Origin of the sequence: Ideonella sp. B508-1, assembly GCF_000333615.1 — a bacterium.
In the GTDB taxonomy this organism is placed as follows: domain Bacteria; phylum Pseudomonadota; class Gammaproteobacteria; order Burkholderiales; family Burkholderiaceae_C; genus Ideonella.
On the sequence record NZ_BADL01000311.1, the window covers coordinates 1 to 20,886 of the forward strand.

General features: G+C 69.9%; 16 protein-coding genes and 1 pseudogene. 1 reads left to right on the top strand and 16 read right to left on the bottom strand.

Annotated elements, in window-relative coordinates; genetic code table 11:
• From I73_RS13400 to I73_RS13465, 14 genes and pseudogenes are all read right to left on the bottom strand, one after another.
• Positions 1-857 (bottom strand): Mur ligase family protein (locus tag I73_RS13400; RefSeq protein WP_022981076.1); only part of this gene is annotated, 857 nt, incomplete at its 3' end.
• Positions 858-869: 12 nt separating this feature from the next.
• The gene (mraY, locus tag I73_RS13405) at positions 870-2,051 is read right to left on the bottom strand and encodes a phospho-N-acetylmuramoyl-pentapeptide-transferase (protein ID WP_022981077.1); all 1,182 of its coding nucleotides are present in this window, start codon (positions 2,049-2,051) and stop codon (positions 870-872) included.
• Complete coding sequence (gene murF / locus I73_RS13410; RefSeq protein WP_022981078.1) at positions 2,041-3,426, bottom strand: UDP-N-acetylmuramoyl-tripeptide--D-alanyl-D-alanine ligase; 1,386 nt, start codon at positions 3,424-3,426, stop codon at positions 2,041-2,043. Before murF ends, mraY begins: the two co-directional genes overlap by 11 nt.
• The gene (locus I73_RS13415) at positions 3,423-4,940 is read right to left on the bottom strand and encodes a UDP-N-acetylmuramoyl-L-alanyl-D-glutamate--2,6-diaminopimelate ligase (RefSeq protein ID WP_022981079.1); all 1,518 of its coding nucleotides are present in this window, start codon (positions 4,938-4,940) and stop codon (positions 3,423-3,425) included. Before I73_RS13415 ends, murF begins: the two co-directional genes overlap by 4 nt.
• Before the next feature lie 46 nt (positions 4,941-4,986).
• Positions 4,987-6,777: a penicillin-binding protein 2 gene (locus I73_RS13420; RefSeq protein ID WP_022981080.1), complete on the bottom strand. Its 1,791-nt coding sequence runs from the start codon at positions 6,775-6,777 to the stop codon at positions 4,987-4,989.
• Positions 6,774-7,091 (bottom strand): cell division protein FtsL, encoded by a 318-nt coding sequence (ftsL, locus tag I73_RS13425; protein ID WP_022981081.1) that lies wholly within the window; start codon positions 7,089-7,091, stop codon positions 6,774-6,776. The genes I73_RS13420 and ftsL overlap by 4 nt, the downstream gene beginning before the upstream one ends.
• A pseudogene (locus I73_RS27825) lies at positions 7,088-8,029 on the bottom strand (16S rRNA (cytosine(1402)-N(4))-methyltransferase). Before I73_RS27825 ends, ftsL begins: the two are co-directional and overlap by 4 nt.
• A 10-nt stretch (positions 8,030-8,039) precedes the next feature.
• Positions 8,040-8,468: a division/cell wall cluster transcriptional repressor MraZ gene (locus I73_RS13435; RefSeq protein WP_026096694.1), complete on the bottom strand. Its 429-nt coding sequence runs from the start codon at positions 8,466-8,468 to the stop codon at positions 8,040-8,042.
• A 259-nt stretch (positions 8,469-8,727) separates the two neighbouring features.
• Positions 8,728-9,153 (bottom strand): organic hydroperoxide resistance protein, encoded by a 426-nt coding sequence (locus tag I73_RS13440; RefSeq protein WP_022981083.1) that lies wholly within the window; start codon positions 9,151-9,153, stop codon positions 8,728-8,730.
• A 179-nt stretch (positions 9,154-9,332) separates the two neighbouring features.
• Entirely contained in the window at positions 9,333-9,593 is a 261-nt protein-coding gene (locus I73_RS13445; RefSeq protein WP_022981084.1) for a formate dehydrogenase subunit delta, read from the bottom strand.
• Between the two features lie 63 nt (positions 9,594-9,656).
• Positions 9,657-12,536: a formate dehydrogenase subunit alpha gene (fdhF, locus tag I73_RS13450; protein WP_022981085.1), complete on the bottom strand. Its 2,880-nt coding sequence runs from the start codon at positions 12,534-12,536 to the stop codon at positions 9,657-9,659.
• Between the two features lie 13 nt (positions 12,537-12,549).
• On the bottom strand, positions 12,550-14,112 hold the full coding sequence (locus tag I73_RS13455; protein WP_022981086.1) for an NADH-quinone oxidoreductase subunit NuoF: 1,563 nt from the start codon (positions 14,110-14,112) through the stop codon (positions 12,550-12,552).
• Positions 14,109-14,594 (bottom strand): formate dehydrogenase subunit gamma, encoded by a 486-nt coding sequence (locus I73_RS13460; RefSeq protein WP_022981087.1) that lies wholly within the window; start codon positions 14,592-14,594, stop codon positions 14,109-14,111. The genes I73_RS13455 and I73_RS13460 overlap by 4 nt, the downstream gene beginning before the upstream one ends.
• Positions 14,595-14,634: 40 nt before the next feature.
• Positions 14,635-16,308 (bottom strand): OFA family MFS transporter, encoded by a 1,674-nt coding sequence (locus tag I73_RS13465; protein ID WP_022981088.1) that lies wholly within the window; start codon positions 16,306-16,308, stop codon positions 14,635-14,637.
• A gap of 158 nt (positions 16,309-16,466) precedes the next feature.
• Between I73_RS13465 and I73_RS13470 the strand changes: the two genes are divergently transcribed.
• A complete protein-coding gene (locus I73_RS13470; protein WP_022981089.1) occupies positions 16,467-17,543 on the top strand; it encodes a substrate-binding domain-containing protein in 1,077 nt (358 codons plus the stop codon).
• A gap of 22 nt (positions 17,544-17,565) precedes the next feature.
• On the opposite strand, the gene glk is transcribed toward I73_RS13470, so the two are convergent.
• The gene (glk, locus tag I73_RS13475) at positions 17,566-18,597 is read right to left on the bottom strand and encodes a glucokinase (protein ID WP_022981090.1); all 1,032 of its coding nucleotides are present in this window, start codon (positions 18,595-18,597) and stop codon (positions 17,566-17,568) included.
• A gap of 90 nt (positions 18,598-18,687) precedes the next feature.
• A partial coding sequence (locus tag I73_RS27830; RefSeq protein WP_051049206.1) for an ExeM/NucH family extracellular endonuclease occupies positions 18,688-20,886 on the bottom strand: 2,199 nt, incomplete at its 5' end.

Below are 20,886 nucleotides of genomic sequence, written 5' to 3' on the forward strand. Positions count from 1 at the left end.
ACGCCGTCGAGCCGGAAGCTGAGAAGCTCCAGCACCCAGACTTGGGGCAGGTGCTCGAACACCGGCTCGGCCGGCGGCGGGGGGGCCAGCACCACGGGCGCGGGTTCGTTGTCCAGGGGCGCGGCATCGACCGCAGCCGGCTCGTCCGTGCCGTCCTCGGCCTCGGGGGCCTCGGCCGCAGCATCGCTCGCCACGGGCAACTCATCCGCCTGCGACGGTGCCGGGGCGATCTCGACCGAAGTCGAGTCCACCTGGGGCGCGTGAACAGCGGCTTCGGCCTCCGCGGCGGCGGCCTCCGCCTCGGCCTGTGCCTGCTCGGCTGCCAGCGCGCGGGCCTCGGCCTCGGCCAGCCAGGCGGTGGTCAGGGTGTCCAGCAGGGTCGGGCCGATGTTGCCGGCCACCGCCACGCGGCGGTCGCAGCGCTCGACCAGTTGCGCGGTCAGCGAGGTGGTGGTTGTCTTGCCATTGGTGCCGGTGATGGCCAGCACCTTGGGCGCATAGCCCCAGTCGGCCTTCAGGTCGGCCAGGGAACGGGCGTACAGGCCCAGCTCGCCACCGACGGGCACGCCCACCGCCTGGGCCGCCGCCAGCAGCGACTGCAGTTCCGGCTTGGCGGGCGACAGACCCGGGCTCTTGAGCAGCAGTCGTGCGTCTTCCAGCGTGTCGGCACTCAGTGCGCCACTGAAGAAGATGGCGGCCGGCACCTCGGCCGCCAGGGCCGCGGCCTGCGGCGGGTTGGCGCGCGAATCCCAGACCCGGATGCGGGCCGCGCCGTGGCGCGCGCACCAGCGCGCCATCGCCAGGCCGGAGTCACCCAGGCCCAGGATCAGCACGGACAGGTCTTGCAGGTGTTTCATGGTCTCGTCAGATCAGCGCAGCTTCAGGCTGGCCAGGCCGATCAGGCACAGCAGCATCGTGATGATCCAGAAGCGGATCACCACCTGGGTCTCGTTCCAGCCAGACTTCTCGAAGTGGTGGTGCAGCGGGGCCATCTTCAGCAGGCGCCGGCCCTCACCGTGCTTCTTCTTCGTGTACTTGAACCAGCTGACCTGCAACATCACCGACAGGGCCTCGGCCACGAACACGCCGCCCATCACACCCAGCAGGATCTCCTGCCGGGTGATGACCGCGATGGTGCCCAGGGCGCCGCCCAGGGACAGCGCGCCCACATCGCCCATGAAGACCTGGGCCGGGTGGGCGTTGAACCACAGGAAGGCCAGGCCGGCACCGACCATGGCCGCGCAGAAGATCATCAGCTCGCCCGCGCCCGGGATGTAGGGAAAGAGCAGGTACTTGGCGTAGACCGCGTTGCCCACCACGTAGGCGAAGATGGCCAGCGCGCCCGACACCAGCACCACCGGCATGATGGCCAGGCCGTCCAGGCCGTCGGTCAGGTTGACCGCGTTGCTGGCGCCGACGATGACGAACCAGGTCAGGGCCATGAAGCCGAACACGCCCAGCGGGTAGCTGATGCTCTTGAAGAAGGGCAGCATCAGGTCGGCCTTGGGCGGCAGCTCGTTGGAGAAGCCGCTCTGCACCCAGCGCACGAAGAGCTCGATGACCCGCACATTGGTGGTCTCGGACACGCTGAAGGCCAGGTACAGCGCCGCGACCACGCCGATCAGCGTCTGCCAGAAGAACTTCTCGCGCGAGCGCATGCCTTCGGGGTTCTTGTCCACCACCTTGCGCCAGTCGTCGGTCCAGCCGATGGCGCCGAAACCGAAGGTGACCATCATCACGACCCAGACGAAGCGGTTGCTCCAGTCGCTCCACAGCAGCGTGGCCACGCCGATGCCGATCAGGATCAGCGCGCCGCCCATGGTGGGCGTGCCGGCCTTGGCCAGGTGGGTCTGCACCCCGTACTCGCGGATGGGCTGACCGATCTTCAGCTCGGTCAGGCGACGGATCAGCCAGGGGCCGAAGGCCAGGCCGATGACCAGCGCGGTCATGGCCGCCATCACGGCCCGGAAGGTCAGGTACTGGAAGACGCGCAGGAAACCGAATTGTTCGGGGTACAGCCCCTGCAGCCACTGGGCCAGACTAAGCAGCATGGGTGTCCTCCCCGGCGGCAATGGTCTGCAGAGCAGCCACCACCTGTTCCATCTTCATGAAGCGCGAACCCTTGACCAGCACCGAGGCGAAGGCCGGGCGCTCGCCCAGGGCCGCCACCAGCTCGGCCGTCGTGGCGAAGTGCCGGGCCCCGGCGCCGTAGGCACGGGCGGCATCGGCCGCAGCGGCGCCGGCGCACCAGAGCTGCTCGATGCCCTGCTCGCGCGCGGCCTCGCCCACTTCGGCGTGGAAGGCCGGCCCCTGGTCGCCCACCTCGCCCATGTCGCCCAGCACCAGCCAGCGCGGGCCGGGCAGCTCGGCCAGCACCGCAATGGCGGCGCGCACGGAGTCGGGGTTGGCGTTGTAGCTGTCGTCGATCAGCGTGCGGGCCTGGCCGTTCAGCACCAACGGGCGCACCATCGAGCGGCCCTTGACCGGCGTGAAGGCCTGCAGGCCCTGCACCACGGCGGCCAGGGGCACGCCCGCGGCCAGGGCGCAGGCGGTGGCGGCCAGCGCGTTGCGGATGTTGTGACGCCCGGCGATGGCCAGCTTGACCGCGGCACTGCCCGCCGGGGTGTGCAGCTGCAGGGCCCAGTGGTCGACCTGCCAGGTGGCGTCGCCGGTGACGTCGGCGTGCTCGGGCGCGAAGGTCAGCACGCGGCGCTCGCCGGCCAGCGTGCGCCACAGCGGGGTGTAGCTGTCGTCGGCCGGGAACACCGCCACGCCGTCGGCCGGCAGGGCGCTGAGCACGCTGCCGTTCTCGCGCGCCACGGCCTCGACCGTCTGCATGAATTCCAGGTGCTCGCGCTGGGCGTTGTTGACCAGGGCCACGGTGGGCTGGGCGATGGCGGCCAGCTCGGCGATCTCGCCGGGGTGGTTCATGCCCAGCTCGACCACCGCCAGCCGGTGCGCGGCCCGCAGGCCCAGCACGGTCAGCGGCACGCCGATGTGGTTGTTCAGGTTGCCCGCGGTGGCCAGGGCCTGCTCGCCCGCGGCGGCGCGCAGGATGCTGGCGATCATCTGGGTGGTGGTGGTCTTGCCGTTGCTGCCGGTCACCGCGATCAGCGGCAGGCTGTGGCGTGCACGCCAGCCGGCGGCCAGCTGCTGCAGCGCCAGCAGCGTGTCGGCCACCTGCAGGCCCGGCAGACCGCAGCTGGCCACGTCGCGGCTGCCGATCACCGCCACGGCGCCCGCCGCGGCCGCCTGGGGCAGGAAGTCGTGGGCGTCGAAGCGCTCGCCGCGCAGCGCGACGAAGCAGTCCCCGGCCGCCAGGCTGCGGGTGTCGGTGTGGACACGGCGCAGCACCGGGTCGCCCTCGCCCAGGCGCTGTGCGCCGGGGATGAGCTGGGCCGCCAGGGACAGGGTGAGCTCGGTCACGCAGCGCTCCTGGCCTGCAGCCCGGCCTGGGCCACGTCGATGTCGGAGAAGGGATGCTTCACGCCGGCCACGTCCTGGTAGTCTTCGTGGCCCTTGCCGGCCAGCAGCACCACGTCCTGCGGGCCGGCCGCGGCCAGGGTCTGCAGGATGGCCAGGCGGCGGTCGACCTCGACCTGCACCTTCAGCGAACCCGCCGGGTCCTTCATGCCGGCCACGATCTGGTCGACGATGGCCTGCGGGGCCTCATGGCGCGGGTTGTCGCTGGTGACGACGACGCGGTCGGCCCCCTGCTGGGCAATGGCACCCATCAGCGGACGCTTGGTGGCGTCGCGGTCGCCGCCGCAGCCGAAGACGCACCAGAGCTGGCCGCCACGGGCCTGGGCCATGGGACGCAGCGCGCCGATGGCCTTGTCCAGCGCATCGGGCGTGTGGGCGTAGTCCACCACCACCTCGGGCTGGCCTTCGCCGGCGCTGACGCGCTGCATGCGCCCCGGCACCGGGGTGATGTGGTGGGCGATCAGGGCCGCGTCGGTCAGCGGCACGCCCAGGGCGCGCAGGCCGCCGATCACGCCCAGCAGGTTGCTGATGTTGTACTGGCCGATCAGGCCAGTCTGCACCGGCAGGTCCTGCTCGCCGCCGGTCTCGGCCAGCAGGAAGCGCAGGCCCTGGGCGGTGTAGCCCACCTCGCGGGCCTGGATGCGGGCCTCGCCCTGGGCCGAGACGGTCCACAGGTCCAGCCCGCTGCCGGCCAGCTCGGCCACCAGCTTGGCCCCCTGTGCGTCGTCCACATTGATCACGGCGGACGTCAGGCCGTCCCAGGCGAAGAGACGGCGCTTCTCGGCCCAGTAGGCCGCCATGCCGCCGTGGTAGTCCAGGTGGTCGCGGGTGAAGTTGGTGAACAGGGCCACCGCGATGCGCGTGCCGGCCATGCGCTCCTCGGCGATGCCGATGGAGGAGGCTTCGATGGCGCAGGCCCGCATGCCCTGGCGGACCATGTCGGCGAAGCTGGCCTGCAGCACCACCGGGTCCGGCGTGGTCAGGCCGGTGAAGCGGATGTGGCCCTCGCCGCGGCCCGGCACGGGCGGCGTGCCCACGCCCAGCGTGCCCACCAGACCGCAGGGCCGGTCCAGCATGCCCAGGGCCTGCGCCGTCCACCAGGCGCTGGAGGTCTTGCCATTGGTGCCGGTGACGGCCACCACCTTCAGCGCATCGCTGGGGCGGCCGAAGTAGGCGTCGGCGATGCGGCCGGTGGCCTCCTTCAGGTGGGGCAGCGCGGCCACGCGCGAATCCTCGAAGCCGTAGGCCTCGATGCCCTCGAGCTCGACGATGCAGGTGGCCGCGCCAGCGGCCAGCGCGGCCTGCACGTACTGGCGGCCGTCGGTGACCTGGCCAGGCCAGGCGATGAAACCGTCGCCGGGCTGCACCAGACGGCTGTCGGTGCGCAGGGTGCCGGTGACCCAGGACTGCAGCCAGCGGGCGGCGGCTTCGGGGCTCTTCAGATGGGTGATGCTCATGGTTGGATGCCTCCGGCCACGCCACCCGGGTGTGCGGTGCGGGCCATCAGTGCTGCTCCACTTCTTCGTTCTCCGCCGCGGCGGCCGCGGCCGCGGCCGTCAGCACCGAGGGGGGCTTCATGTCCATGTCGGGCGGAACGCCCATGGTGCGCAGGGTCTGCTCGGCCACGGCCTTGAAGACCGGGGCGGAGACCAAGCCCCCGTAGTGAATGGGCGTGGGCTCGTCGACCATCACGGAGATGATCACCCGCGGGGTGTCGATCGGTGCGAGGCCGGTGAACCAGGCGCGGTATTTGCCCGCGGCATAGCCCCGGCCTTCCTGCTTGGCGGCCGTGCCGGTCTTGCCGCCGGCCGAATAGCCGGTCAGCGCGGCCAGCGGGGCCGTGCCTTCCTTGCTGACGGTGCCGCGCAGCATCTGGCGCATGGTGCGCGCGGTCTCGGGCTTGAAGATGCGCACCGGCGTGCCGGCGGGGTGCCCCTTGACCAGGGTCAGCGGCGCCAGCTCGCCGTCGCGGGCGATGGCGGTGTAGGCGTGGGCGATCTGCAGCAGCGAGGCCGACAGGCCGTAGCCGTAGGCCATGGTGGCCTTCTCGACCGGCTTCCAGGTGCGCCAGGGGCGCAGCTTGCCGGTGGCCACACCGGGGAAGCCGATCTGCGGCTTGCTGCCAAAGCCCACGGCGGCAAACAGCTCACCCATCTCACGCGCGTCCAGGTGCTGCGACAGCTTGACCGTGCCCACGTTGCTGGACTTCTGGATGATCTGCGCCACCGTCAGCGAGGGGTGGGAGTGGGCGCCGTCGTTCACGCGCAGCGGCCCGACCATGAAGGGCATGGTGTCCAGCACGGTGTCGGGCGTGGCGTAGCCATCCTCGATCACCTTGCTGACCACGAAGGGCTTGACCGTGGAGCCAGGCTCGAAGACGTCGGTGACGGCGCGGTTGCGCAGCTGACCGCCGGTCAGGTTGTGGCGCTCCTCGGGCGTGTAGCTCGGGTAGTTGGCCATGGCCAGGATCTCGCCGGTCTGCGCATCCAGCACCACCACGCTGCCGGCCTTGGCATGGAACTGCCCCACCGCATCGCGGATGCGCTGGTAGGCGATGGCCTGCAGCTTGGAATCGATGGTCAGCTGCACGTCGCTGCCATCGCGCGGGTCCACCGGCTCGCCCAGGTCCTCGACGATGCGGCCCAGGCGGTCCTTCACCACGCCGCGCGAACCGCTGTGGCCCTGCAGCTGAGTCTGGTAGGCCAGCTCGATGCCTTCCTGGCCCTCGTCGTTGATGTCGGTGAAGCCCACCACCTGCGCAGCGGCCTCGTTCTCGGGGTAGCGGCGCAGGTAGCCCGGCTCCAGCGTCAGGCCCTTGATGCGCAGGGCGCGGATCTGCTGGGCCACCCCACCGTCGACCTGGCGCTTGAGCACCGCGTAGGCCCCGTCGTCGGCCAGCTTGGCGTCCAGCTCCTTGGGCTTGAGGCCCAGCAGGGCCACCAGCTCGCGCTTCTCGTCGTCGCTGGCCTTGAACTGCTGCGGGTTGATCGACACCGTGGGCGCATAGACGCTGATGGCCAGCAACTGGCCATTGCGGTCCAGGATGCGGCCGCGGTTGGCCGGCAGATCCAGCGTGGCGGCGTAGCGCTCCTCGCCCTTCTTCTGGAAGAAGTCGGCGTGCAGCACCTGCACATAGGCTGCGCGAGCGATCAGCACCGTGAAACCCAGGCCCACCAGCAGCACCAGAAAGCGGCTGCGCCAGGGCGGGGTCTTGGAGGCCAGCAGCGGGCTGGTGGAATAGTTGACGCCGCGCACCGACTGCGCGCCGCCAGCCCGGCGGGTGTTGCCGCTCATGGCGCCCCCCCCGAAGCCGCCGAGGCCGCCGAGGCCGCACGGGCCGGGGCCCGGTCATCACCCACGTAGAGCGTGACGTCCGGCGTGGCCAGGCGCATCTGCAGCTTCTCGCGCGCGTCGCGCTCCACCCGCAGATGGGTGCCCTCGCTGCGACGCTCGGCCTCCAGGCGGGTGGCGTCGGAGGCCAGCTGGCGCTCCTCGGCCTTGGCCTTCTCCAGGTCGGCGAAGGCGCGGCGCGCCTCGTAGCTGGTCTTGACCAGGTACATGGCGCTGGCCATCAGGGCCAGCAGCAGAACGATGCTCAGGCGGTTCACGCCGCACCTCCGGCCAGCGGCAGGCGTTCGGCCACGCGCAGCACGGCCGAGCGCGAACGGGGGTTGGCCTTGACCTCTTCGACCGAGGGCTTGATGCGGCCCAGGGGCTTCAGGCGCAGCGCGCGGGTGGGCGGCGCGAAGGGCGCGCGGCGGTCCACCTCCTCGCGGCTTTCGTGGGCGATGAAGTTCTTGACGATGCGGTCTTCCAGCGAGTGGAAGCTGATCACCGCCAGATGGCCGCCCGCGGCCAGCAGGCCCAGCGCGGCGCTCAGGCCTTGCTCGAGTTCTTCCAGTTCGGCGTTGACCAGAATCCGAAGGGCTTGAAACGTCCGGGTCGCGGGATCCTGCCCCGGCTCGGGGGTGCGGACCGCACCAGCCACGAGCTTGGCCAGATCGCCGGTGGTGGGAAGGCGGCTGTCCGCTCTCGGGGCGAGCCACAAGCGCCTTTTGCATGGATGCAGCAAACCGTTCTTCGCCCGTAATCACGGATCACCTGTGCGATGTGACGCTCCTCGGCCCGCGCCAAGGAACTCGCCAGCGCTCTCGCCCCGCGTGGGGTCCATGCGCATGTCCAGCGGTCCGTCGAAACGGAAGCTGAAGCCGCGAGCTGGGTTGTCGATTTGGGGCGAACTCACGCCCAGGTCCAGCAGCACCCCGGTGACGGAGCCTGCCGGCAGCACCTCGTCCATGCGGGCGAAGCTGCAGTGGTGGATGGCGAAGCGCGGATCGCGGATCGCGTGCTCGCCCTCGGTGGCGGCCGCCACCGCCTCCGGGTCCTTGTCGAAGGCGATCAGCCGGCCCTGGGGGCCCAGGCGCGAGAGCAGCAGACGCGAATGACCGCCGCGGCCGAAGGTGCCATCAACATAGGTGCCGTTGGGATCGGTGAGGGCAGCCTCCACCGTTTCGTTGAGCAGCACGGTGGTGTGGACGAAGCTCATGGGGCGGGCCTCACATCACCAGCTTGCTGACGCTGTCGGGCATGGGCTGCGCCAGCGTCGCATCTTCCAGGGCCTGGTGGCGGCCACGGTCCCAGATCTCCATCCGGGTGCCCATGCCCACCAGCATCAGCTCGCGGTCCAGGCCGGCCCAGCGGCGCAGCTCGGGTGAGAGCTGGATGCGCGAGCCGCTGTCGATCTCCACGTCCAGCGCGCTGCCGATGAAGATGCGGCGCCAGGACTCGGCGTCCATCGGCAGGCCCATCAGCTTGGCGCGGAATTCCTCCCAGGCGGGACGGGGGAACAGCAGCAGGCAGCGCGAGGGGCTCTTGGTGACGGTCATCTGGCCCGCGCACAGGGCGGCCAGGCTGTCGCGATGGCGGGCCGGGACGGTCATCCGCCCCTTGCCGTCCAGCGTCAGCTCGGACTCCCCCTGAAGCACAAATTCCGCCACGAGACCCCACTAAAGTGCACTTTCCCCCACTTTACTGCACCAACACCCCCGGGTCAACGAAACAAGGTCCAAAAAATCAATGAAATCAGTCACTTAGCGGGCATTTGAAAGGAATTTCCGATCTGTTTCTCTTTCAAAAGCAATGACTTGCAGGGGGCTCTCAAAGTGATGCATGAAATAGCCATGACGCAAACGGAAACGCCCCGGACCGCTGGCGCTGTACCGGGGCGTCGGAGGCCGGGGAGGATCAGGCCAGGGTCAGGCGCACATCGATGTTGTTGCGCGTCGCGTTGGAGTACGGGCAGACGATGTGGGCGCGGTCGATGATCTGCTGCGCGACCTCGCGGTCCACGCCCGGCAGCGTGATGCGCAATTCCACCTCGATGCCGAAGCCGGTGGGGATGGCGCCAATGCCCACCGTGCCCTGCACCGTGGTGTCGGCCGGCACGGGCAACTTGTCACGGGCACCCACGAACTTCATGGCCCCCAGGAAGCAGGCGCTGTAGCCGGCGGCAAACAGCTGCTCCGGGTTGGTGCCGGGGCCGCCGGCGCCGCCCAGTTCGCGCGGCACGCTCAGCGACACGTCCACGCGGCCGTCGTCGGACTGCGCGCGGCCATCGCGGCCGCCGGTGGCTGTGGCATGGGCTTGGTAGAGGACTTTCTCGATCGACATGGTTTCGCTCCTGAGGGGGTGTTGCAGGCCGCACGGTGGCTTGCATGGCGCACACTTTACATCACTCGCAATTTAATAGCACGCTATTTTATTTGCCCCTGCACGTTGTGGGCCCTTGGCGAGGACCATGGGCATGACAAGCCGCCTGCCGCTGGGCAGGCGGGTCTCCGGGGCGCCGCTCAGGCGCCGTGCGCGTGGCTGGCCGGTTTTGGCGTCAGGGTGTCCCGGTGGGCCAACACGGCCCGCCGGACGATGGGGCTCAGATCCTCCGCGGCGCCGGCACCCCCATCGAGGTGGTCCAGCAGGGCCTGGCGCATGCGCGGCTCCCAGAACTTGCGCAGATGCTGGGCGATCTCCCGGGAGGCCTCCTCGGCATCCGGCATCGATTCGAAGAACTGGCCGATGCGGTTGGCCATCTTCACCAGGTTCTCAATGTCCATGCGCGCCCTGCCCCTCTGGCTGGTGTGCCGCCCGGCGCGGGCCGGCGGTGGTCGTCGTGTGGCTCATTTCCCGGTCACCTCGGCACGGGCCCGGCCCTGGGCCAGCAAGGCCAGCTGCTGCCGGTTGAAATCGGCGTATTGGCGCTGCCATTCGGAAGGCTGCAGCACCTGGGTCACCTGCACCGCTGTCACCTTGTACTCCGGGCAGTTGGTGGCCCAGTCGGAGCTGTCAGTGGTGATGACGTTGGCGCCCGACTCCGGGAAGTGGAAGGTGGTGTAGACCACGCCGGGCTGCATGCGGTCGCTGATCTGGGCCCGCAGCACGGTCTGCCCCGCACGGCTGGCGACGCCCACCCAGTCGCCGTCGGCGATGCCGCGCTCCTCGGCGTCGTGGGGGTGGATCTCCAGGCGGTCCTCGTCGTGCCACAGGTTGTTGGGCGTGCGCCGGGTCTGCGCGCCGACGTTGTACTGGCTGAGGATGCGCCCGGTGGTCAGCAGCAGCGGATAGCGGCTGTTGACCTTCTCGTCGCTGGGCACGTACTGGGTGTTGAAGAAGCGGCCCTTGCCGCGCACGAACTTCTGCACATGCATCAGCGAGGTCCCGGCCTCGGCGGTGGTCTCGTTGCAGGGCCACTGCACGCTGCCGAAGCGGTCGATCTTCTCGTAGGTGACACCCGCGAAGCTGGGCGTGAGGGCCGCGATCTCGCGCATGATCTCTTCCGGATGCGCGTAGTGCATCGGGTAGCCCAGGGCGGTGGACAACATCGCCGTGGCCTCCCAGTCGCCCACGCCGGACAGCGGCGGCATCACCTGCCGCACGCGGCTGATGCGGCGCTCGGCATTGGTGAAGGTGCCGTCCTTCTCCAGGAAGCTGGAGCCCGGCAGCAGCACATGGGCGTACTTGGCCGTCTCGTTGAGGAAGATGTCCTGCACCACAATGCATTCCATCGCCGACGACGCCGCCGCCACATGCTGGGTGTTGGGATCGCTCTGCACGATGTCCTCGCCCACGCAGTACAGGCCCTTGAAGCTGCCCGCCAGCGCGGCCTCGAACATGTTCGGGATGCGCAGGCCCGGCTCGGGGCTGATCTCCACGCCCCAGGCCGCCTCGAAGGTGCTGCGCACCGTGGTGTCGCTGATGTGGCGGTAGCCGGGCAGTTCGTGCGGGAAGCTGCCCATGTCGCAGCTGCCCTGCACATTGTTCTGCCCCCGCAGCGGGTTCACGCCCACGCCCTCGCGCCCCACCATGCCGCAGGCCATGGCCAGGTTGCAGATGCCGATCACCATGGTCGAGCCCTGCGCATGCTCGGTCACGCCCAGGCCGTAGTAGATGGCCGAGTTGGGCCCGGCGGCGAAGAGCCTCGCCGCGGCACGCAGCTCGGCCGCCGGCACGCCGGTGACCGGCTCGAAGGCCTCGGGCGAGTTCTCCGGGCGGGCGACGAATTCACGCCAGGCGTTGAAGCTCGGGGTGTCGCAACGCTCGGCCACGTAGGCCTCGTTCACCAGCCCCTCGGTGACCACCACATGCGCCATCGCGGTGATGACCGCCACATTGGTGCCGGGCTGCAGCGCCAGGTGGTGCTGGGCCCGGATGTGCGGCGAACTCACCAGATCGATGCGACGCGGGTCCACCACGATCAGCTTGGCGCCCTCGCGCAGGCGCTTCTTCATGCGCGATCCGAACACCGGATGGGCATCGGTCGGGTTGGCGCCGATGACCATGATCACGTCGGCCTCTTCCACCGACTTGAAGGTCTGGGTGCCGGCCGAGGTGCCGAAAGTCTGGCCCATGCCGTAACCGGTGGGCGAGTGGCAGACCCGCGCGCAGGTGTCCACATTGTTGGTGTGGAAGGCGGCGCGGATCAGCTTCTGGACCAGGTAGACCTCTTCGTTGGTGCAGCGCGAGGAGGTGATGCCACCCACCGAATCCTGGCCGTGCTTGGCCTGGATGGCCTTGAAGCGGGTGGCGGCGAAGTCGATGGCCTCGGGCCAGCTCACCTCGCGCCAGGCGTCGGTGATCTTCTCGCGCACCATGGGCTTCGTGATGCGGTCCTTGTGGGTGGCATAGCCCCAGGCGAAGCGGCCCTTGACGCAGGAATGGCCCTCGTTGGCCTTGCCGTCCTTCCAGGGCACCATGCGCACGACGGTGTTGCCCTTCATCTCGGCCTTGAAGCCGCAGCCCACGCCGCAGTAGGCGCAGGTGGTGATGACGCTGTGCTCGGGCTGACCGAGCTCGATCACCGTCTTCTCCTGCAGCGTGGCGGTGGGGCAGGCCTGCACGCAGGCGCCGCAGCTGACGCATTCGCTGTCCATGAAGGGCTGGTCCTGGCCCGGCGAGACCCGCGACTCGAAGCCCCGCCCGCTGATCGTCAGCGCGAAGGTGCCCTGCGTCTCCTCGCAGGCGCGCACGCAGCGGTTGCAGACGATGCACTTGCTCGGGTCGTAGGTGAAGTAGGGGTTGGAGGCGTCCTTCTTCGCATCGCAGTGGTGGGCGCCGGCCGCCGCCCCCACGCCGTAGCGCACATGGCGCAGGCCGGTCACGCCGGCCATGTCCTGCAGCTCGCAGTCGCCGTTGGCGCTGCAGGTCAGGCAGTCCAGCGGGTGGTCGCTGATGTAGAGCTCCATCACGCCCTTGCGCAGCTGCTGCAGCTTGGGCGTCTGGGTGTGCACCACCATGCCGGCCTCGGCCGGCGTGGTGCAGGAAGCCGGGAAGCCGCGCCGGCCCTCGATCTCCACCAGGCACAGCCGGCAGGAGCCGAAGGGCTCCAGGCTGTCGGTGGCGCAGAGCTTGGGCACGTTGACGCCGGCGTCCACCGCGGCCCGCATCAGCGAGGTGCCCCGGGGCACGCTGACGGCCATGCCGTCGATGGTCAGCGTGACGGTCTGGTCCGAGACGCGAGCCGGGGTGCCGTGGTCGATCTCGTTCTTGAGGTGTTGCAGCATCGTCTTCTCCTGCTCAGGCTGCGCGCGCGCTGGGCGGCGCGATGCCGAAGTCCTCGGGATAGTGGTCCAGCGCCGAGAGCACCGGATAGGGGGTCATGCCGCCCATGGCGCACAGGCTGCCAGCCAGCATGGTGTCGCACAGATCGCGCAGCAGGATGACCTGCTCGGCCCGGCGCTCGTCGCGCACGATGCGGTCGATCACCTCGACCCCGCGCGTGCTGCCGATGCGGCAGGGCGTGCACTTGCCACAGCTCTCCAGCGCGCAGAACTCCATCGCGTAACGCGCCAACGCCGCCATGTCGGCGGTGTCGTCGTGCACCACGATGCCGCCGTGGCCCACCACCGCGCCGAAGGCGGCATAGGCCTCGTAGTCCAGCGGCACGTCCCACTTCGATTCGGGCACATAGGCGCCCAGCGGCCCGCCCACCTGCACCGCCTTGACCGGCCGGCCGCTGCGGGTGCCGCCGCCGAAGCCGTAGATCAGCTCGCGCAGCGTCAGGCCGAAGGCCTTCTCCACCAGGCCACCGTGCCGGATGTTGCCGGCCAGCTGGAAGGGCAACGTGCCGTGGGAGCGGCCCACGCCGTAGTTGCGATAGAACTCCGCCCCGCGCGCCAGGATGATGGGCACGCTGGCCAGGGTGATGACGTTGTTGATCACCGTCGGCTGGCCGAACAGGCCCTGCAGGGCCGGCAGGGGCGGCTTGGCCCGCACGATGCCGCGCTTGCCCTCGATGCTCTCCAGCATCGCCGTCTCTTCGCCGCAGACATAGGCCCCGGCGGCCTTGCGCACCTCCAGCTGGAAAGCCCGCCCACTGCCGCAGACGTCCTCGCCCAGGAAGCCCGCCTGCGTGGCCAGGCCGATGGCCTCGCGCATCGTGGCCACCGCATGCGGGTACTCCGAGCGGATGTAGACCACCCCGTGGGTGGCGCCCACCGCCAGGCCGGCGATGGCCATGCCCTCGATCAGCATGAAGGGGTCGCCCTCCATCGTCATGCGGTCGGAGTAGGTGCCCGAATCGCCCTCGTCGGCGTTGCAGACCACGTACTTCTGGCCTGCCGCGGCCTCGGCCACCGTCTTCCACTTGATGCCGGCCGGAAAGGCCGCCCCGCCCCGGCCGCGCAGGCCGGAATGGGTGACCTCATGGATCACGTCGCCAGGCGGCATGGCCGCGGCACGCCGCAGGCCGACCCAGCCCTCATGGGCGGCGTAATCGGCCAGCGAGAGCGGATCCGTCACGCCCATGCGGCGGAAGGTCAACCGCTCCTGCAGGGCCAGGAAGGGGATCTGCTCGGTGACACCATGACCGAGTGCGTGCGCGCCGCCGGACAGGAAGCCGGCCTCGAACAGGCCGGGCACATCCTGCGGCGCCACCGGCCCGTAGGCCACGCGGCCGACCGGCGTCTGCACCTCCACCATGGGCTCCAGCCAGAACAGACCGCGCGAGCCGTTGCGCACCAGGGTCACGGCCTGGCCGCGTCGGGCGGCCTCGGCGGTGATGGCCGCGGCCACCTCGTCGGCCCCGGCCGCCAGCGCCGCGGAATCGCGCGGCACGTAGATCGTCGTGCCCGTGCTCATTGCGGCCTCCCCACATCGGCCAGCAGCTGTTCCAGCCGCTCGGGCGTGACCCGTGCATGCAGCTTGTCGTCGATCTGCACGGCCGGCGAGGAGGCGCACAGGCCCAGGCAGTACACCGGCTCCAGGGTCACCTCGCCATCGGCCCGCGTCTCGTGACGCGCGCAGCCCAGGAGCTGCTCGGCGTGCGCCAGCAGCGCCTCGCCCCCGCAGGCCTGGCAGGCCTCGGCACGGCACACCTGCACCACCCGGCGGCCCGGCGCCTCCCGGCGGAAGAAGTGGTAGTAGGTGATGACGCCGTGCACCTCGGCACGCGAGAGGTTGAGTGCCCGCGCGATCGAGGGCACCGCATCGTCGGGCACATGGCCCAGGGCGTCCTGCACCGCATGCAGCAGCGGCAGCAGCGCCCCGGGCTGGTCGCGGTGCTCGGCCACGATCTCGGCCACCCGGACCAGGTCTTGCGCGGAACTTGGAATCAGCTTCATGGATGACAGGTCGCCCGGAGGGCCATTCAGTGGAAGACACTCAGTTGAAGAACTTGCCCGCGCTCAGCAGCGTGCGGTACACGCCCCAAGCCAAGGGGACACCGACGGCCAGCCAGGCCAGCGCCACCCAGACCACAGGCGTCTGATGGAAGGACATGGTGACCGGACCCGCGGCCGAGGCCTGGGCCTTGTCATGGGCCAGGCGCTTCTCCTCGGCCAGCTCGGCCTCGGTCATGAAATGCTTGTCGGCCACCGGCCGCACCAGCCAGTTGCAGATCAGGCCGATGACCAGCATGCCCACCAGGATGTACATGGTTTGGTTGTAGACCTGATCGCGCGGGATGCCCAGGCCCAACTGGTAGTCACGCATGTAGTTGACCACCACCGGGCCCAGGATGCCGGCGGTGGACCAGGCGGTCAGCAGGCGGCCGTGGATGGCGCCCACCATCTGGGTGCCGAACAGGTCGGCCAGGTAGGCCGGCACCGTGGCGAAGGCCCCGCCGTACATGCTCAGGATGACGCAGAAGGCGCCCACGAACAGCAGCTTGTTGCCGGCCCCGGCGCTGGCCGGGATGCTGAAGTACAGCAGGCCGCCGAGGATGAAAAACACCGTGTAGGTCAGCTTGCGGCCCAGCTTGTCCGACAGGCTGGCCCAGAAGAAGCGGCCGACGATGTTGAACAGGCTCAGCAGGGCCGCGAAGCCCGCAGCCACGCCGGCGATGGCGGTCAGCTGCGTCTTGTCGAGTTCACCGAACTTGGCCTGCACGCCGATCAGGCTGCCGCCGAACACTTCCTGCAGCATCGGGCTGGCCATGCCGATCACCCCGATGCCGGCCGAGACGTTCATGGTCAGCACCATCCAGACCAGCCAGAACTGCGGGATGCCCCAGACCTTCTTCACGTGCACATGGCCGTGGGTGATCATGGCCTTGGTCTGGCCCTGGACGGGCGGCGTCCAGCCCGCGGGCGCCCAGCCGGTGGCGGGAATGCGGTAGCCGAAGGCGCCGATGAGCATGGCCACGATGTACAAACAACCCATGACCGCGAAAGTTTCCCAGACCCCCACGCTGGTGGGCGTCGCGAAATGTTTCATCAGCTCGGCGGCCAGGGGCGAGCCGATCATCGCACCACCGCCAAAGCCCATGATGGCCATGCCGGTGGCCATGCCGCGCTTGTCGGGGAACCACTTGATCAGCGTGCTGACCGGTGAGATGTAGCCCAGCCCCAGCCCGATGCCCCCGACGATGCCCGAGCCCAGCAGCATCATCCAGAACTGGTGGGTGTAGACGCCCAGGGCCGAGAACAGCATGCCGCCGCCCCAGCACAGGGCGGCCAGCACGCCCACCTTGCGGGGGCCGACGCGCTCCAGCCAACCACCCCAGATGGCGGCCGACAGGCCCAGGAAGACGAAGAACAGGGTGTACATCCAGCCCAGGGTGGAGATGGGCCAGTCGCAGCTGGTGGTGAACAGCTGCTGGAAGAAGCCCACCTCGGGGCCGCACTTGAGGGCTTCCTTGATGCCCAGCGCCTTGGACAAGGGCAGCCAGAACACCGAGAAGCCGTAGGCCATCCCGATGCACAGGTGAATGGCCAGGGCCGCAGGCGGCACCAGCCAGCGGTTGAAGCCTGGCGCGGCGATGATGCGTTCCTTGGACAGAATCCCCGCATCCTGGTGGTGAACGGGGGTGGCCCCCTCAGTGAGCACCGACGACATCTTGTCTCCTTTGTGTCCTGATAGGTCTTGGCCGCGATCCGGTAGAGAATGCGGCGGATGTATTTCGGCCCGCGCATCCTCTCGGCGATTGGCGTCTCGCGCAATATGAACCGGAGGAGCCGATGCATCGGCAGCGGGCTTCCTAAGCAGCAACCCTGATGAAGCAGGTTTCCATCCGTCCCGTGTGGACGATCCAGGATGTCGGCGGTCCGCCGCTTCCCGCCCGCCTGATCGAACTGCTGGTGCAGGTGGCCGAGATGGGCAGCCTGCTGCTGGCCGCACGCTCGCTGGACTTGTCCTACCGCCGCGCCTGGGACCTGGTGCGCCAGGGCGAGCAGCTCTTCGGCGCCCAGCTGCTGCTGATGGAGCGAGGACGCGGCTCCACCCTCACCGACCTGGGCGCGCGCATCGTCTGGGCCGACAAGCGCATCCACGCCCGCCTGACGCCGGTGCTGGAATCGCTGTCCTCCGAGCTGGCCGAGGAGTTGCGCGGCGCGCTCAGCGAAAGCCCCTCGGCCCTGCGCATCCACGCCAGCCACGGCTTCGCGATCGAGCGCCTGATCGAGCGCCTGGCCGCCGACGGCCTGAAGCTGGCCGTCCATTACGCCAGCAGCTCGGCCGCGGCCGCGGCCCTGCGCGAGGGCGACTGCGACATCGCCGGACTGCACATCCCCTTCGGACCGATGCAGGACATGGCCCTGGCCCACTACCGGCCCTGGCTGTCGGGCATGGCCCTGAGCCTGGTGGACATCGCCACCCGGCGCCAGGGGTTGATGGTGCGCCCCGGCAACCCCAAGGAGCTGTACAGCCTGGTCGACCTGACCCGGCCCTCGGTGCGCTTCATCAACCGCCAGGTGGGCTCGGGCACCCGGCTGCTGCTCGAAGGCCTGCTCAAGGCCCAGGACATCGCCACCACCCGCATCGCCGGCTTCGAGCAGGGCGAGTACACCCACGCGGCGGTGGCGGCCTATGTGGCCAGCGGCATGGCCGACGTGGGCTTCGGCCTGGAGCCGCCGGCCCGGCAGTTCAAGCTGGACTTCGTGCCCATCGCCACCGAGCGCTACTTCCTGCTCTGCCGCGACGATGTGATGGGCAGCGCGGCGCTGCAAACGGTGCTGGCCGCGCTGCGCGAACCGGCTTTTCAGGCCCGGCTGGCCGACCTGCCGGGCTACGACCCCAGCGCCGCCGGCACCATCACCCCGCTGGCCCAGGCCTATCCGGCCATCGGCCTCTAGACGCCAGCGCGCGGCAGCCTGTTCAGCGTGGCGCGGCGGCCTGCTCCAGCGCCAGGGCGCCGCCGGCCAGGGCCGCCAGCGTGTCGGTGATGATGGCCACCGGCACGGCGGCCAGGTAATCGGCAAAGCGCCCCTTGGCCAGCATGCGCTCGCGAAAGCGCGAGCAGGCGAAGAAGTCCCCCAGGCGCGGCACGATGCCACCGCCGATGTAGAGGCCGCCCCGCGCCCCCAGCGTCAGCGCCACGTTGCCGGCCACGCCACCCAACATGGCGCAGAAGTGCGCCAGGGTCTCCCGGCACAGGGCATCGCCCCCCTCGCCGAGCCCGGCCGTCACGATCTGCTCGGCCGACAGGACCGGCACCGCCCGGCCCTGCACCGCCGCCACCGCCTGGTGCAGCAGCGGCAGGCCCAGGCCGGACAGCAGGCGCTCGGCCGAGACATGGCCATGGCTGCGGCGCACCCAGGCCAGCAGCGCGGCCTCTTCCTCGTCGGCCGCGGCCAGGGTGACATGGCCGCCCTCGCCCGCGATGGCCACCCAGCCGGCCGGCGTGGGCAGCACGCCGCCCACGCCCAGGCCGGTGCCCGGGCCGACCACGGCCAGCGTCTGCGTGGGCGCGTCCGCGGGGGCCAGCCAACCGGCCGGTGTGTGGCGCTGGGCCGGACCCAGCCGCGGCAGCGACAGGGCCAGGGCCTCGAAGTCGTTGAGCACCAGCAGCCGGGCCAGGCCCAAGGCCTCCTGCAGCCCCTGCACCGAAAAGCGCCAGACACTGTTGGTGAAGCTCACCTCGTCCCCTGTGACCGGTGTGGCCACCGCCAGCGCGGCCGCCGCCAGGCCCTCGGTGGCCAACCCCGCCGGCTCACCTGCCGAGGCCAGGCCCGCCAGATAAGCCCGGATCGCCTGCTCGGGGCCGGCGTGGTCGGCCACCGCCAGGCGCTGCACATGGACCGCCGGCTGCCCCACGGCCGTCACCAGCCCGAAGCGCGCATTGGTGCCACCGATGTCGGCCACCAGCCAGGGACGGGCCGGCGTGGCGTGGGGGATCGCAAAGTCCATGGAGGCGTGCCCAGCATGAAAAAAGGGACCGATCCATGATACTGGACGGCCCCTGTCCGGTCAGGAGACGCCCGCAGGCGCCCGCCGGCTTCAGTGCACGCTGGCGCGGCTGCGCTTGACGGCCTTGAGCGCCGGCGCGTCCACCAGCCACAGATCACGCGCCGGATCGATCTGGCTGGTCACCAGGCCGCTCAGGCTGGCCACCACCCTGTACCTGCGGCTGTTGGGGTTGTAGACCTGCACATGCACGCCCTCGGCGTGGTTGCGCAGCTGCACCACACGGTCGCCGATCGGGTCGCTGCCGGTGTAGCCGATGCTGGTCAGCAGCGTGCGCAGATCCAGCACGTCCTCACCCGGGGTGAAGTCGGTGATGGTGTCGCGGGCATCCCCCATCGCGGTCAGGCGGAACTGGTCACGGCCGGCGCCCCCGGTCAGGGTGTCGGCACGGCCACCGGCGATGAAGACATCGTCGCCCGGCGTGCCCACCAGGACATCGCGCTTGCCGGTGCCGCTGATGGTGTTGAGCAGGCTCAGGGCCATCACCATCGGGTCATGGTCGGACGAGCGGTAGGCGGTGGGCGTGTAGTAGTCCGGGCCGCAGGTGGCGCAGGCAGGCTGCTTGTACTCCAGGTTGTAGTCGATGATGGCCGGCTCGTCGGCGTTGATGTGCCAATCGATCGCATCGGTCACCTTGCCCGACAGCGAGGCGGTGGCGAAGCCATGGTCCAGGCGGCCCGAGGCGCCGTCGAAGACGTAGGAGTAGCCGAAGCTGTTGAAACGGCTGACCTGGTCGACGAAGCCCGAGGAGGTCAGGGTCACGACCGGGTCTTCCTGGGCGTAGGAGTTGAAGTCGCCCAGCAGCACGGCATCCGTCGTGCCCGCGGCATCGCTCAGCGTGCCCACCCAGGTGGACAGGCGCTCGGCCTGCTGCACGCGCAGCGCGTTCCAGCAGCCCTGGCCATCACCGCTGTCGAAGTTGCCGGCATAGTCGCTGTCACCGGCCGAGGGGCAGCTGCCCTTGGACTTCAGGTGGTTGACCACCAGCGTGAAGCGCTGGCCGTTGAGGGTGGCAAAGGTCTGGGCCAACGGCGGGCGGTTGTTCACCGGGTCGGTGTCCGACTGGGCCTCGCCCACGCGGCTCAGGCGGGCCGGCTTGTAGATCATCGCCACCTTGATGGCGTCGCTGCCGGTGCCGGCGGCCGGGTCGGTCACCACGGCATAGGTGCCGGCGCCCACCTTGGCGTTCAGGGCGTCCACCAGGTTCTGCACGGCGGTGGCGCCGTTGTTCTGCATCTCCATCAGGCCCAGGGCATCGGCGTCGATGGCGGCGATGGCCGCCACGATCTTGTCGCGCTGGCGGATGAACTCGGCCAGGCTGTCGGCGCCTCGGCAGTTGCTGGGCGAGACGCTGCCATTGAGGCTGCAGCCCTGGCCGGTCTGGCCGTCGGCGGTGCTGCCGTCGGTGAAGGTGGTGAAGAAGTTCAGCACATTGAAGCTGGCCAGCTTCAGGTTGCCGCCGGTGGTGACGGGCGCCTCGGTGCGAGGGTTGTCACGGCTGAAGACCACCGGCTCGGTCGGCTGGATCTTGTAGTCGCCCGCGCCGGTGTTGCTGGCGGTGGCCAGGCCGTAGTCGACCACGCCGGTCACGCTGGCGGTGGTGTCGCCCGCGCGCAGGGTGTTGTCCACGCCGATGAAGGGGGTCGGGTTGGGGTTCTGCAGCGAGCTGCCGTCGTCCAGGATGATGCGGCGGCGGGCGTTCTCGTCGGCCAGGGCCACGGCCTCGTCCGAGCCGGGGCGGTAGCGGTTGGTCGGCGTCTCCATGCGGCCGCCCACCGACAGGGTGACCTCGCCGTAGCGGCCCTGGAAGTAGTTCTGCGACACGGTCAGCGGGCCCTGCAGGGTCACCAGCATGCCCTCGTAGCGCTCCAGGTCATCGTTGACGGCCTCGGGCAGGGTGACCACCACCGGGGTGATGGTGTTGCCGCTGCTGAGCACGCTCAGGGCCGAGGGGCCGGTCAGTTCGGTCACGGTGTGGGCCGCGGTGTCGGTGTTGCTGCTGGCGCCCACGTTGTACTCGGTCACGGTGGCGGTGAGCTGCACCCAGTCGCCGGGGGTCACGGTGGGGCTGGTGCGGGTGTAGACGAAGACACCGTCGGAGGTGGCCTCATCACCGTCGCCGGCCGGGTCCTGCATGAAGAAGCCGTTCTCCATCACCAGGGTCACGACGCCACTGGTCTGCACCGACTGGCCCAGCAGCGGGCTGGTGCCGGGCGGCCCTGATCTGCGGAT